Here is a 16430-nt window from a genome sequence, read left to right on the forward strand (position 1 = left end):
TATTACCTAAATATTAGATGTTAAATCAAAACTTAATAAAGAAAGTTGGCTGTTTTATAGAAGCAGAAACGACTTTACCCAAAAAGTTCGGCTGGATCGGCAGAACGAAGTTTATTCATCGCTAACATTCCAGCAATAGAACACATAATAATTGTCAGTAACATCACCATCACACCTCTAGTGATAGTCATAATCATCGGCAAACGAGTAGCTTCTTGAACAAAGTTATAAATATACATACAAAGAGCAAATCCAGGAATATAGCCAATCAAGGACATTAAAAATGCTTGTTGTAAAACCACCTTGACTAAGTATGAATTTCCATATCCAATAGCTTTAAATGTGGCGTAAATAAATATGCTATCAGAAATTTGCGTGTAGAGAATTTGATAAACAATAATGCCACCAAATACACAACCAATAACTGTACCCATATTAAAAATGAATCCAATGGGTGTGGACTGTGCTAAAACGTCTTTCTCTAGTTGGGTGTAATCTGCTAGAGTCATAATTTTTAGCTCTTGAGGTAAGTCTTTTGAGACTTTTTCAATTATGCTTTGGGGATTGACACCAGGTTTAACTTTAATCACTCCCATTTGAACTTTTTCTAATGGGTGATTTAAAATTTCCGAAAATGTTAAATCACTAGTGATAATCACACCATCGGCTGTCATTATCCCACCTCCCAGAGAAAATAATCCTTTCACTTGAATTTGACGATTAGATACATCTGTTGTTACTTCGCCGTTTTTTTCTAAACTTTCAACAATAGGGCCAAATTCAGGTCGAGACAGGCGATCAAATAATATGGTGTTAGCAGCTTTAATGACTTCTGTTTGTTGATTGACTTCTGGTAAGTTAAACACAGGTTGATCGGGTGTAAAACCAGCGATCGCAATTGGTCTGTTGACAAAAGTTTCAGGATTTTTGAAATTAGTAACGGAAAAATAAAAAGGATTAACCGACTCTATCTCATCCACAGCCGAGATGTTATACAGATAGCGTCGCGGAAACACCTTCATATCAAAAAAACGCTCTGTATCACGATGTAGTAATACTAAATCAGCTTGGATTTTTTTATGAAACACCACAGCATCTTCAAAAAGTCCGTCTCGAAAACCCAATTGAATAAACATCAACATTACTGCAAAAGTCACACCAGTAATGGTCACTAACAAACGAGGTTTACGATGGATTAGTTGTAACCAAGCAACGGGGGTAGTAGCACTCATAATTTAGAATGTTTATATTAAGTTAAACCTGAGTAGGAGTTTTAATTTTGACATCAACTTGCAAGTTGATAAAATTAGCAGCTTTTTGAGTATCAGCCGGATCTAAAGAAATTTTCACCTCTGCAACTCTGGAGTCGATATTGATTGAAGGGTCATTATTGACCACATTTCGCTTACCTATTTGGACACCAATCTTTTCAACAGTTCCAGTTAATCCTTTAGGTAGTGCTTTACTTGATATTTCTGCTTTTTGACCCACTTGAATTTTGCTGATATCAGTTTCGTAGATTTCGGCAACGACATACATCTTTTGAGTTTGACCCAACTCAACTATGCCATTTTCACTAATAGTTTCGCCGGGAAAAGTATTAATCTTCAAAATTTGTCCACTCATAGGCGATCGCACATAAGCTAAAGCTAAATTAGCTTGTGCTTCCAAAACAGCAGCCTTGGCTCTTTCTAACTCGCTTTGAGCAACCTGCACATCAACAGGACGAACTTCTTTTAACTCTGACAAACTAGCTTTAGCTTCTTGAATCTGTTTAGGAAACGATGATAAAGTTTGGTTGAGAGAACTTTGACCTTCCTTGAGTTGTGCTTGCAAAGTTTCTACTGCTAATAACTTAGTATCTCTTGTGACCGCAGATATAGCACCCTGCTCATATAGCGATTGAAAACGTCCATATTCTGTTTCGGCATTTCTCAATTGCGCTTTTAAGCCAGCAATCTTAGATTTTTGAATGTTGATATCCCCTTGAAACTGGGCTTGTAAACTTGCAATGCGTGCTTGTTGAGCAGCAACTTCTCCTTGTTTTGTAGTTCCTGCTTGAGCTTGAATCAGTTGCGATTGAGCAACTCGAACACCCGTTTTGGCTTTTTCTAAAATTGTTTGCAGTTGACTTACATTATCCAGCACAGCAATTAATTGTCCGCGATGAACATTATCGCCTTCTTTGACCAAAACCTGATCTAACCTGGCAGTCTGTAAAGCTGATGGCCCAGATAAGTTAATAATTTTGTCTTTGGTTTGAATGCGTCCTAACGCTGCAACTGTGGGGATGACAGGTTTTTGAACTACAACTGTTGGGGTAACGTTACTCTGCTTTGTAGATTGCCAACTAAAATTTGAACTAGTAGCCAAAATATAGGCAGGCACAGCAATAGTCGCTAATCCTACAGGAACTATGAAAGCTAGTGTCAATTTTTTAGATTTTGGATCAAAGTTGATCGGTTTGCGAAAAATCTGCATTGGAGGTTAACCTCAATTAATATGGTTGCGATTGTATGTGTAGGTAATTCGTAATTATTTCGGTTATTCGGCTAACTTTACAGAGAACTAATTAACTTGAATTGCTTCTGTATCTTGATAGGGGGTAAGCCAATTATTTTATGCAGTTGCTTGACTAGATTCTGATAGATTTACTGCTGAACGATTATTACGCGCTTTTCCTAACCTCACTTTGACCAAGGCTTCGCCCATAAGTAATACCGTTTCACTTTAAAGTTGATACATTTGGGGAAGCAGGGGAAGCAGAGGAGGCAGAGGAGGCAGGGGAAGCAGCACTTCGGCTACTTCGGCTACGCCCTTCGGCTACGCTCAGGCTAAACTCAGTACAAGTACGCTCAGTGACCAAAGGCAGGGGGAGTAAGAAAAGTAATTTGTATCAATAATTTCGTGAAATGGTATAAGCAGTGCGCTCAGTCTTTCCCCCTGCCCCCCGCCCCCTGCTCCCTTGCCTCTTTTGACGACTGTACTAGCAACTTGGGTTAATAGCATCGGGTACTTGCTTTTCTACTAGTCTCAATGGTTTGTAATGGTAGGCAATGATAGTTGCCAATACGGTGAGTATTCCCATCACAATAAACATCAAACCGATACCACGTCCTTGACCGACACCAATAATTTTTCCTATACTTCCTGCCAACAGCCCGTCAGGAGTCATTAACGGTTCAAAGATTTTATCTGCTAATGGTCCGGCAACAGTATAAGCTAAAGGCTGTGATGCGTTAGCGATCGCTCCTATTGTGGCAAAAACTCGACCTTGAAGACTAGAGGGTACTTTCTTTTGAAAAATAACTTGAGCTGAACTGTTAATAATGGGGAGACCAAAGAAAAACAAAAAAGCTATCAGTGCTAAGACTAAAACAGATTGGTAAAACCCTGCACAGGTAATGCATAACCCACCTAGTAGCATAAAAGCAAATATACTGAGAGTTAAATACTGTGGCGTTCTCACTGTACTCACGAGGATGCTGCTTACTAACATTCCTATACCGCCAGTAGTCATAATTGTACCCAAGTCTGTAGCCGAGCCAAAGGACAATACTAGCGGCGTAATTAGCATTTGTACAATTCCGACCAGGAAATTGTTTACAGCAAAGAACAATAGCAGTGCAAACAGTCCTCTTCGTTGAACCAGATAGACCAAACCGTAAGATGCTTCCTTCAACCAAGAAGTTTTTTCAGCGCGATGTCTATCAATGTATTGTTTAGGAAACGGAGTTAGTAACAGAGTACTCAAAGCAAACAAAAAGGTGGCAAAATCAATAAAAATAATGCCATCAATTTCAAGAAACAGCAGCAGGATACCGCCTAACATTGGTGCAACTAACCGACCTGCGGCTTCCCCAACTTGCAGCATACCATTGGCTCGTCCCAGTTTTTCCGGTGGAACAAGTAAGGTAGTAGCTGCCGTATAAGCTGGCCATTGAAAGGCACTGAAGCAGGAACTAATAGCAGCACCCACGTATATGTGCCAAATAGCCAAATCGCCTGCGGCTAATAAAATTGCAATTACCCCCGTAGAAATACCTGCTCCTAAGTCACTAAATAACATCATCCAACGGCGGGGGAATTGGTCTACCAGCGTGCCAGCCACGGGAGAAATCAAAATCATGGGCAAGCTAGTAAAGAGGGAAATGAGGGCGAACTGTGTTACTGAACCAGTTCGCTGGTATACCCATACACCCAAGGCAAAATTAGTTAGCTGCGAGCCGATGAGGGAAATCATCTGTCCAAACCAGATGATGGTAAAAATTTGCATTCCTGTATTTTTTGGATGTTGGGTCATGGCAAAATTCCTCATGAACCTACATTTGCTTGTTCAATGCAAATTCTGAGTTTTTCTGCCACAGATGAGATGTGGGGTTGAGTCATCATCGTAATATGGTCGCCTGGAACAACGTGAATATCAACGTTTTGAGCAGAAAACTGACCCCATCCCCAGGCCGGGTCTTGGCGCAACTCAGTTAAAAGTGCGGCATCCTCTGCATTCACTTCCCTAGCCCGCAGCAGAGTTAGGCAAGATGGATAAACTTCTTGTGGTGAATATTTGATACTAGCTTGCAGATTTGCCTCGAATACTTGCACCAAACCACGCACTTGCTTGGTGTCAGTACCAGCAGGCAGTAAATCAACGGCGATTAATTGTTCCTTGAGATATGCTAATTGTGCGTCAAGTTCTAACGGTTGGAGTATTTCATAGCTTATATCTAAGCTCTTACCTGCCCAACGTTCAATTAGACGAGCAGTTTCGGTCAGTCGAGTGGCATCATCAACATCAATATATACGGGTTTGTCACTAGCAACTGGGGCGGGAGCGTCTAAAATTGCCACCAAAGCCACCTCATATCCTGACTTGACCAACTGTTGAGCCATTTCATAGGCAATAGAACCACCAAAGGAATGACCTCCAAGAAAATATGGCCCTTCAGGTTGAACAGTTTGTATCGCCTGGATGTAATAAGCTGCCATATCCTCAACACAAGTTAATGGTTCAGATTCTCCATTTAAACCAGGTGCTTGCAACCCATAAAATGTTTGGTTTTCTCCTAAATAACGAGCCAAATCATATAGATAGAGGACATTACCGCCACCTCCAGGTAAGCAAAAGAAAGGATATTGAGAATTTCCTTTTTGAACTTCTACCAGGGGAGACCAAGATGATACTCCTGATTCTTGGCGTAAAAGATTAGCTAAACTTTCGATGGTGGGGTATTGGAAAAGAGTAGCCAAAGGTAAGTTTTGAGAAAACTTTTGTTTAATATGAGCCATCAAGCGCACCGCTAAAAGCGAGTGTCCACCCAGATCAAAAAAGTTATCTTGCACTCCTACAGGGTAAACATTGAGAATATTTGACCAAATTTGTGTTAATGCCAACTCCACAGTATCACGAGGTTGTAAGTATTCCTTACCAAGGAAACTACGAGATGTTTTTGGTGCAGGTAGAGCGCGGCGGTCTAATTTACCATTGGGAGTTAGAGGTAGAGTCTCCAACATCACAAAAGCTGAAGGTATCATATACTCAGGCAATTGCTCTTTGAGAAATTGGTGCAATTCACTCTCTGGAAGTATTTGCTCAGAATGGGTGACAATATACGCTACCAATCGGGGATTTCCTGGTTCATCTTCACGGGCAATAACCGCTACTAAACGTACCTGAGGATGTTGAGTAAGTAAAGCTTCAATCTCTCCTAGTTCAATACGGAAGCCGCGAATCTTCACTTGGTGGTCAATGCGTTCGCAGTATTCTATGCTACCATCTGGTAAGAAACGAGCTAAATCCCCTGTTTTATATATCCGTGCTTCTGCTTCGTTGCTCAAGTGATTGGGGATAAATTTTTCAGCAGTTAATTCTGGACGGTTAAGGTAACCTCTAGCTAAACCAGCACCGCCAATGTGCAGTTCACCAATAACACCAACAGGAACTGGTTGCAGTTGGTTATCTAGGATATAAACTTGTGTATTAGCAATCGGACGACCGATGGGTACAGTGTGTTGATTCAGCCTTTGTTTGCAAGTCCAATATGTGGCATCAATACAAGTTTCTGTGGGACCATAAAGATTATGTAACTCTGCATTGAGATGAGCAAAGAAGCGTTCTTGTAGTTCGCCTGTTAAAGGTTCTCCACCGCAAAATACATTTTTTAAAGATTGGCAGTTTGTAATTTGCTCATTTTCTAACAGCATTCGTAGTAAGGTGGGAACAAGTTGCAAAGTGGTAATTTTGTGTTCAACAATTGTTTGGATGAGATAATCGCTATCTTGATGTCCCCCTGGTTTAGCCATGATCAATTGCGCTCCCACTAACAAGGGTGCGTAAAATTCCCAAACGGAAGCATCAAAGCTAAAAGGAGTTTTTTGCAGAACTTTATCTGTTGCAGTTAAAGGGAAGTCTGTTTGCATCCACAGCATATGATTACAAATTGCACGATGCGGTAACATTGCTCCTTTGGGTTTGCCTGTAGAACCAGATGTATAAATTACATAAGCTAGATGATCAAGAGTGACGTTGCTAACTGGATTGAGTTCACTTTCTTGAGCAATTGTTTCCCAGTTAGTATCTAAGCAAATTGTGTAACCTTGGTGTTGAGGAAGAATATCCAAAAGTCTTTGTTGAGTTAACAAAACTGGTGCTTGAGTATCCTCTAACATCAAACTTATTCGCTCTTGGGGATACATTGGATCTATTGGTACGTATGCACCGCCAGCTTTCAAAACTGCCAACAAAGCAACAACCATAGAAAGCGATCGCTCTATACAAATTCCTACCAAAACATCAGGAGCAACTCCCAGTTTTTGCAAATAATGTGCTAGTTGATTGGCACTAGCGTTAAGTTGAGCATACGTTAGTTGTTGTTGCTCGTAGATCACAGCAATGTTGTTAGGGGTACGCTCTACTTGTTCTACAAATAATTGATGAAGGTTCTTGTCTTGTGAAAAATTAACTTGAGTGTTATTAAAATCCACCAGCAACTGATGTCGTTGTTCATGATTTAAAATTTCTAATTCGTTAATTGTTGCTTGAGGATTGGCAATTACACTTTCTAATAAAGTTTGATATTGAGTCATTAATTGTTGGATATCTGCTGATGAAAATAAACTAGCATCATAGTGAAATTCAGCTACTAAATTATCATCACAACGTGTCATTGCAAGTTTGACTTTAAATCTGTCAAAACAAACGTACTGTTGAACCAAAGAAAATGTCACTTCCTCAGTAAAGGAACTGGAAAATTGTTCTGTAAATTCAAAACAGAAGGGCAGGAAAGGTACGCCCATAATAGCTGTATCTGTTTCTACAACTTCCTCCCAATTAAAACATTCTTGCCAGTCATAAGCTCTACTTTGAACTAAAGCAGTCTGTTCTAAAAGTTCACTAAATTTCAAGCTGTGATCAAGACGAGAATGTATTGGTATGTGTTTAGCAAATAATCCTAGTGCTTCTTGGAGTTCTTCTTCCGGTCTACCATCACAAACATTCCCAACAACCATATCCGCTATTCCTGTCAGCCGCCAAATCAGGATTTGCCAGCAAGTTAGGAAGAATATATTTTCGCTAGTATCAAATTGTGCTGCTAAAGATGCTAATTTAGCTGCTAACTTTGGCTGAATTGTTTGGGTAATAATTTGAGGAGCAAATGTAGTTTTTTCTACAATAGAGTTTTCTCTTGGCAATTTTACATTGCGAATTGAACTCATATCATATTGTTGCCAGTAGTCTTTCCCAATTTCAGCCTCTTTTGACTGTAGCAATTCATTTTGCCATTCCGAGAATAAAATATACTGCACTGGTTCGTCTACTAAGGCTTCGCCATGCAAGTTTGCTTTGTAGATACGATTAATTTCTGCAACTAAATTATTTAATGATGCAGTGTCTGCATAGAGAGCAGGTAAATTGAGCAGTAAGAAATGTTGAGAGTCGGAGAATTTTACTAGAGATACTTGCAATAGCGAGGATTTTTCAAAGTCAAAATTTTGTAGCTTGGCAGATTCAAATAGTGCAGTTAGGGCGTTTTGTTGTTTGTCTGGTTTCATCCTGCTGAAGTCATAATGTTGAATTGACAAAGTTTTGTCATCTTCAATCACTTGCAGAGGTATGGTCATTCCTGGTAAGAAACGAAAATTAGTACGGAAAATTTGATGGCGTTCAATAATAGTCTCTAAGGTAGTTTTTAAAGTTTCAAAATGAAGATCACTATTAATTTCTACAGTACACAATGAACGAAAAGGTAGACTATTAGTGTACTGTTGCAAAAGCCATAGATGTTTTTGTTGCGGCGAAAGTTGAAAACCTTGAATTATCTCACTATTCATGAAAAGTCATTCCTGTACAATATTTGTGCTAATTATTAGTACCGTAAGCAAAAAAATTTTATGCACTCAGTATTTTTGCTTATATCCCATTACGGTTCCGTTAAGGCTATAACTCTGTTATAGTAATCCGGTTTGATTCGGTGAATTTATTTGTGTAGGTAGGCAACAGGAAACAGGAAACAGGGAACAGTTAAGAAGGGATAGATATGTACTGAATCGTGTTCAAAAATCAAATAGGAGTCCTATATCTAAGTCAATTTGTTTTAATAACCGCCAAGACGCAGAGAAGCCAGTGCGTTGAGCGGCTTTGGCGACTTTAACAGTTATCAGTAAAGAATGAAGTGTTCATCCTTGGGGAAACACCACACCATACGCCATGATAACTGTTTACTGTTCACTGGTTTAAGCAGCTGGCGTAGCGTAGGGAGAAGAAATGGGTGGTTAGAAACCGCTTGCTTCTACACAGACGAAACCCTTGATAAAGTGACCAACAGTCTCATGGAGGTCGTAGGGACTTAAAATATCAATGAACATTGCTAAACCCCTACGACAATCTATCTTTATGAGAATTTTCGTGAGTTGCTATTACCTACTAATTAAGTCGGTGAAATAAAATCAAACTATGTGAATAAAAGTAAATAAGGCTCAAACTCTTTATCCCAACGATAATTATTGACATCGACTGACCTACTTACTACTGGTCTGTCAACCCAAAAATGACAGGTGGAGGCAGGCAGGGGAAGCAGGGGAAGCAGGGGAAGCAGGGGAAGCAGGGGGAGAAAAGAACTGGACTTTTTCACATTAACCCAGCAAAATTATCTTGACAGAGTACTACTCGGTTCACCCATTGCTGTCAAAATCTTTCTGGCTCCAGAAAAAGGCCTGCGTCCGTGGGATACTAACATATTGTCCAGCATCAGGATGTCGCCTTTTTGCCAAGGAAAAATTTTGGTTTCTTGTTCTATAACGGCGCGAATTTCTTCAATAACGGAAGTTTCGATGGGAGAACCATCACCGTAATAGGTGTTATAAGGTAAATTTTCTTCAGAATTTTCACTTAAAAAGCTGTTGCGAAAATCTGCTTCCAAACTAGATACGTGCCAAAAAACGATATGATTAAACCAAACCATGTCACCAGTCACGGGATGTTGAGCGATCGCTGGACGCACTTGATGAGTTTTCAGATGGTTTTCATCTTGCCATTCAAATTCAATTTGAGCATGACGACAGTATTCTGCTAAGTCTGCTTTGTCGTTAGTAGCAAAACTTCTTTGCCAAGGTAGACCGAATCCGTTACCAAAATTACGCACTAACATCCACCCTTTTTCTTGAAAACGCTCTCTAATTTGCGGAGAAATTTTTTGGTAAACTTTCCTCATATCTGCAATAGGCGTTTCTCCTTGCACAGTCGCGGGTTGAATGCAGCAGAACCATATCTTCATCGGCCAAGTGATTACATAAGATAACTCGTTATGCAAAGCAATGGAGTGTTCTGGCGGAAATTCGGTAGATGTGTAAACCTTGTTGCTGAGTTTTGTTCGTGGTGTTGCACCTTCTACATAATTCATAATTTGCGGACACACGACGTTCACAAATCCCTCAAAATCATCTTGAGTACTAATATCGAAACCTCTAAATAAGATGCCTCCATATTTCAATAGATTGGTTTCGATAAAGTCACGGTTATTTTGAGACCAAATTTGCAGATTTAAATCTTTAAATTTAGGTTGAATAATAAGCGGCAATGCTTCTTTAGCTTGTATATGAGTGACATCTACTAATCCTTGTGATGACAAATTTATAGCTACTGGTTGATTTTTTTGCTTTTTATCAGCCCACATTTTCTTAAAAGAAGGCTTGTTTACATCCATAGTTTCTGTGTTATTCATAATTTACTCCTAGCTGATTTAACGAATTGATTTAGTTTGTAGATTTTTGAATTTGTTGCGGCGGACTTGAAGAAATTCTTGTTCTTTCGCCAGATTTCTTTGCTTGTTTGCTTGAGCTAATATTTGTTCTAACACTTGCAACTTGGTATGAGGCTGTGCGGCTATTTTGTGCAGAACTGTGACAACATCTTCTAACATTCTTGCAACAGTGTCGTGAGTAAAGCGATTTCCTTCGTAGCTAAGTCCTACAGATAAATTCGCCCCAGGTATAACTACTAATCCTAAAGGATATTTTGTGCGTTCAATGTTACTAACGTTGTCAATTTTTAAGCGATCGTTTGAGTTTTGCAAAGCAGGGTCTATGGGATAGTTATAAAATCCGATATTAGTCTCAAACATTGCTGTCCCCATTGGTATTTCACTGACCCTTTGAATTTCCACTAAGGGAGTATAAGAGTATTGCTCGCGCTCTATTTGTTGTATATGTAACTCTTGTAACCAAGGTAACAGTTCTCTTTCTCCAGAAATCTGCACTCGTACTGGTAAGGTATTAACAAACATACCTACCATCGTTTCTATACCTGCAAGAGATGGAGGACGACCAGATACGGTGCTGCCAAAAACTACATCTTCGTGACCACTGTAATGTTTTAGTAATAGCGCCCAAGTGCCTTGCATTAAATTATTAAAAGTGAACTGATGCTGTCGGCTGAGAGATTCGAGGGCAGTTGTTAAGTCTGCTGGAAGTTTGATAGTTTGCTCATGATAACTCTGCTTTTGTTGGGGATGATGTACAACAGATTTATCTGCATTTAACACAATTGGGGTAGTAAAACCTTTCAGGGTTTGTTGCCAAAACTGCTCTGCTTGAGTGAGGTCTTGTTGTTGCAACCAAGTAATATAGTCTTTGAAAGGACGGGGTGTTGTTAAGTACAAATCATGACCTTTGTTTAAGGCATTGTAGAAAGCAAAGGCTTCTTGAACTATGACAGGCAAAGACCAACCATCAATCAAAAGGTGATGGAAACACCAAACAAATTCATAAGTATCATCTGCCATTTGAATTAAACTACAGCGCATTAGAGGAGCTTGGTGCAGTTCAAAACCTCTGTTTCTATCTGCTTCTAGAAAAGCTTGCAGCTGCTGTTGCTGTTCGCCAAAAGACAATGCTCGCCAATCATAATGAACAAAAGGTAAGTTGATAGATTTGCAAACTACTTGGTGAGGTTTTTTAAGATTTTCCCAGACAAAGAAAGTACCCAGAACTGGGTGACGTTCAACAACCCGTTGCCAAGCTTGCTCAAATGCTGTAGTGTTAAGATCCCCGTGGAGAGTGCAATTTAGCAGTTCATTGTAAACTCCAGAATCTGGGTCATAAAGGGTATGAAAAAGTATACCTTCCTGCATTGGAGACAGGGGATAAATCGACTCAATGTTTTTCTTGTGGTTAGCTATATCACGGGTTGCCATTTCTGCAATTAAATTGTCCAGATATTCCTGAGTTAACTCTGCTTCGGGAAAATCTGAAGGAGTATAACCGCCAACATCAGTAGACTGACAGTGATTGATAATATCTGTGAGTGCATTGATGAAATTAGCAGCTAAAGCCTCAATTGTCGATTGTTGGTGAATGTTTTGACTATAAGTCCAATTAAGTTGCAGCTTACCTGATGCGACTAAGGCGTTAACTTCTAGTAAGTGAGTGCGATCGCCTAATATACTTTGTTCAGCACCCGCAGACTCTTGTGCCAATTTCCACGCTCCAGACTCCGATAATTCTTGGTCAAATTGTCCCAAGTAGTTGAAACTAACTTGCGCTGGGGTTGCAGTTGCAAGTTGTTGACGGATTGCTGAGTCTTGGGTGAAATAGCGAAGAATGCCGTAGTTAATACCGCGTTTTTGGCAAGGGCGTAGTTGTTCTTTAATTGACTTTAAAGTTTTACCCGCATCGGCATTTGCTGCCAATTTTAATTTTATGGGGAAAAGGCAAGTAAACCAGCCGACAGTCCGCGATAAATCGATGTCTGCAAACAGTTCTTCTCGTCCATGACCTTCAACATCAACGAGTAGGGAAGATTCACCAGTCCATTGAGCGAAACTTTGTGCCAAAGCAGTTAACAACACGTCATTAATTTGGGTATTGTAAACAGCCGGAACTTCTTGCAGTAAAGCACGGGTTTGTTCTGCGTCGAGAGACACTGAAACTTGGGCAGATGAAGCAACAGTATTATTCTGCTGATTGTAATCTACAGGCAAAGGTATAGAGCCGGATGACTGAGCTAACCAAAAGTCTAATTCGGTTGTGAGTGTTTCTGAACTGCCATATTCAGCCAGTCGATGCGACCATTCTTTAAAAGAAGATGTTTTGGCTGGAAGTTGAATTGTTTCTCCCCGATTTAGTTGTTGATAAGCATTAAATAAGTCTTCTACCAAAATTCGCCATGAGACACCATCCACAGCTAAGTGATGCACAATTATTAACAACCGCGCAGGTTGTTCAGCACCAAAATGGAACAGTGCGACTTGCATTAACTCTTGTGACAAATTTAAGCTAGCTTGTAGCTTGTTAGCAGCAGTTTCGAGTGCTGCTTGTTTTTCTTGTGGGGCAATTTTTGCTAAATCCACACAAGTTAAAGGTACTGTAGCATTAGCATCTGCATTAGTTTGTAACCAGCTTTCGTCTTCTTGAACAAATCTCAAACGTAAAGCATCATGGTGTAATAATAATTGCTGCAAGGCTTGTTCTAATATTTCTGCTTTCAAGTCTGTTGGCACTGACAGCAACACCGATTGATTAAAGTGTTCTGGTTGAGGTAGGTTTTGTTCAAAAAACCACTGTTGAATTGGTGTTAATGGTAAGGAACCTGTAACTAAACCTTGTTCAGCTTGGACAGGGAGAGTTGTATCCACGACGGTAGACAACTCTGCGATCGTTTGGTGATGAAATAGTTGTTTGGGAGTCAGTTGTAGACCAGCTTGATTGGCTCGTGCCACAACTTGAATCGTCAGGATAGAATCACCGCCTAGTTCAAAAAAGTTGTCGTTGATCCCAACTTGTTTTAGTCGCAGGACATCAGCCCAAATATTGGCTAAGATTTTTTCTGTCTTTGTGCGTGGGAGAATTAAGTTAGTATCAAAATCACTCCTTGAGGTTTTTGGTGCAGGTAAAACGCGACGATCTACTTTGCCGTTGGGGTTTATAGGTAGAGACTCCAGCATGACAAAAGCCGAAGGCAGCATATATTCTGGCATTTTTGCTTTGAGAAAATCGCGGAGTTCTTTAACTGTAGTCGCCGCCAATTCATGCAAAACAACATAAGCAACAATACGCTTTTCTCCTGGCTCGTCTTCTCTAACTAGGACGACCACGTTGGCAATATCAGGGTGCTGTTGTATAACTGCTTCAATTTCACCTAATTCAATGCGGAAACCCCGGATTTTAACTAGGTTATCGATGCGGTTAATGAACTCGATATTGCCATCAGGTAAATATCTAACTAAATCGCCAGTTTTGTACAAATACTGAGAATTATCAAATGGGTTAGGAATAAATTTTTCAGCATTGAGTTCTGGACGATTGAGATAACCTAAAGCTAAACCATCACCTCCCAAATAAAGTTCACCATATACGCCCACTGGGACTGGTTGCAAATGTCTATCTAATACATAGGTTTGTGTATTGGCGATCGCTCGCCCGATTGGTATATTTGTTGTTTTTTCTGCAACATCTTGGATGTGATGGCAAACGGAGAAAGTAGTGTTTTCTGTGGGACCATATCCGTTCAGTAAATGTTCAGGCGCACCATGTTGCAAAACTTTCTTGATCCAACGAGGATCTAAAGCTTCACCTCCTACTAACAGATATCGCATCGTCTGAAAAGCTGTTGGTACTTCTTTCGCCATTTGATTAAATAGCGCCGCAGTCAAAAACATTATTCCTAGTTTCTGCTGCTGAATACAGGTAGCAAATTGTTGTGGTGAAAGAACAATATCCTGGCTAACTATTACCAAACGCGCTCCGTTTAATAAAGCTCCCCAAATTTCAAAGGTAGCAGCATCAAAGGAACAATTAGATACTTGTGCAAAAACATCGCTGGTACTGATTGGTACATAATTTGTATTCAGTACCAAACGATTTACACCCCGATGAGGAACCATCACACCCTTGGGTTTACCAGTAGAACCTGAAGTGTAAATTACATAAGCTACGTTTTCAACGGTAGTGGTATTGACAGGATTTTCTTGACTGTTTTGGTTGATAGTTTCCCAATCTGTATCCAAACAAATTTGTCTCACCCCAAGTTCAGAAAATTGATGGGTGAGGTGTTGTTGAGTCAGCAACACTTGAACTTGAGCATCTGACAACATTAAAGACAATCGTTCTGCTGGATAATTAGGATCTAAAGGTACATACGCACCACCAGCTTTGAGTATCCCCAATAACCCCACGATCATCTCTAAGGAACGCTCAACGCAGATACCCACTAGTACATCTGGCTTGACACCCAAGTTTTGCAACTGGTGTGCTAATTGGTTGGCGCGATCGTTTAATTCTCGGTAAGTAAGTTGCTGATTCTCAAAGACTACTGCCACCGCATTTGGTGTTTGTTCTACCCACTCTGCAAACAACTGATGAATACATTTACCTTGAGGATAATCGGTTGCGGTATCGTTCCACTCTACAAGTAACTGATGCTGTTCGCTTGCACTTAATAATGATACTTCTGCAACTGGTTGTTGAGGATTAACCACAAGATTTTCTAGCAAAGTCTGGAAATGCCCTGCCATACGGGTAATAGTTGTAGCATCAAATAAATCGCTGTTAAATTCCCATTCTCCTAAAAGTCCTGACTCGGTTTCTTGCATTGATAGCGTCAGATCAAATTTTGCAGTGCTATTTTCGATTTTTAGGAGATTTAAGCTCAAGTTGGGTAGTTCTAATTTACCCATAGGTGCATTTTGCATGGCAAATGCTACTTGAAACAAAGGCATGTGAGAAAGCGATCGCTCTGGTTGCAAGGCTTCAACTAATCGCTCAAAAGGTACATCTTGATGAGCATAGGCATCTAAAGCGACTTGTTTGACTCTTTGCAGTAATTCTGCAAAACTCGGATTTCCCTCTAAATTAGTCCGTAGCACTAAAGTATTGACAAATAAACCAATTAATGGATATGTCTCTTGGCGATCGCGGTTAGCAATCGGAGAACCGATGACAATATCTGACTGGTTACTATAGCGATACAGTAAAGTTGCAAAAGCTGCCATCAGGGTCATAAACATCGTTGTCCCTGACTTTTGACACAGAATATTTAATTGTTTGGTGAGATTTTGGTTGAGTTCAAAATTTAAAGTTTGACCTTGAAAAGTTTGCACTGGAGGACGCGGACGGTCTGTAGGTAATTCTAAGATCGGGGGAATACCTGCTAACTGCTGCCGCCAGTAGTTGAGTTGATTTTCTAAAACTTCACCTTGTAAACATTGTCTTTGCCAATGAGCAAAATCAGCATATTGAATGGTTAATCCTGTTAATGGAGAAGGTTGATTTTGTGAAAAAGCTGTGTATAAACTAGAAAATTCTTGAATAAATACCCCCAAAGACCAGCCATCAGAAACAATATGGTGCATCGTTACCAACAATACATAAGATTCTGATGCCAAATGTAGTAAGGTAACTCGCAACAAACAATCTTGTGTCAAGTCAAAAGGTTGTAGTTGTTCTGCGATCGCCAAACGTTCTACCTCAGCAAAACGTGCTGCGGCTGGTAATGTTTGTAAGTCAATGACTGGAATATTGATTGTTAATTGAGGCGTAATTATTTGGACAGCATTGCCATCAATAGTTTTAAAGTTAGTCCGCAAGATGGCATGACGTTGAATGATTTCTGCAATAATTTTTTCCAGGATAGATACCTGCAAATTGCCAGTAATTTCTACCGCCGCCGCCATGTTATATGTTGCACTATTGCCCTCCATCTGATCTAGAAACCAAAGTCTTTGCTGGGGAAAAGATAAAGGAATTAATTTGTCAGTGCTGGCGGCTTCAATGCGCGGCAATTTAGATTTAGGAATAATCGTAGACGGTTGCTGTGCTAACAATTTTTGCAGCACAAGTTCGCGTTTTTGCGGTGAGAGATGTTCTAAACGCTTTAGTAAGTCACTCATAAATTTATTGCTTGTATTTAACAAGGTAACTTTGGTTAAGTTACACAACTT

The 16430-nt window shown here is 40.0% G+C and carries 6 protein-coding genes; all 6 read right to left on the reverse strand.

The features are described 5' to 3' along the window. Nucleotides 1-74: 74 nt before the first annotated feature. Entirely contained in the window at nt 75-1232 is a 1158-nt protein-coding gene (gene devC, locus QI031_RS22835; RefSeq protein WP_281481901.1) for an ABC transporter permease DevC, read from the reverse strand. Nucleotides 1233-1254: 22 nt separating this feature from the next. Next, nucleotides 1255-2481, reverse strand: coding sequence for an ABC exporter membrane fusion protein (locus QI031_RS22840; protein ID WP_281481902.1), 1227 nt, complete (start codon nt 2479-2481; stop codon nt 1255-1257). A 505-nt stretch (nt 2482-2986) separates the two neighbouring features. Next, complete coding sequence (locus QI031_RS22845; protein ID WP_281481903.1) at nt 2987-4303, reverse strand: MFS transporter; 1317 nt, start codon at nt 4301-4303, stop codon at nt 2987-2989. A gap of 11 nt (nt 4304-4314) precedes the next feature. After that, a complete protein-coding gene (locus tag QI031_RS22850) occupies nt 4315-8328 on the reverse strand; it encodes a non-ribosomal peptide synthetase (protein ID WP_281481904.1) in 4014 nt (1337 codons plus the stop codon). 815 nt (nt 8329-9143) lie between these two features. Next, the gene (locus tag QI031_RS22855; protein WP_281481905.1) at nt 9144-10217 is read right to left on the reverse strand and encodes a TauD/TfdA family dioxygenase; all 1074 of its coding nucleotides are present in this window, start codon (nt 10215-10217) and stop codon (nt 9144-9146) included. Nucleotides 10218-10235: 18 nt separating this feature from the next. After that, nucleotides 10236-16379, reverse strand: a complete 6144-nt coding sequence (locus tag QI031_RS22860; protein ID WP_281481906.1) for a non-ribosomal peptide synthetase — start codon at nt 16377-16379, stop codon at nt 10236-10238. Between the last annotated feature and the right edge of the window lie 51 nt (nt 16380-16430).

Origin of the sequence: Halotia branconii CENA392 (assembly GCF_029953635.1) — a bacterium.
In the GTDB taxonomy this organism is placed as follows: Bacteria; Cyanobacteriota; Cyanobacteriia; order Cyanobacteriales; family Nostocaceae; genus Halotia; species Halotia branconii.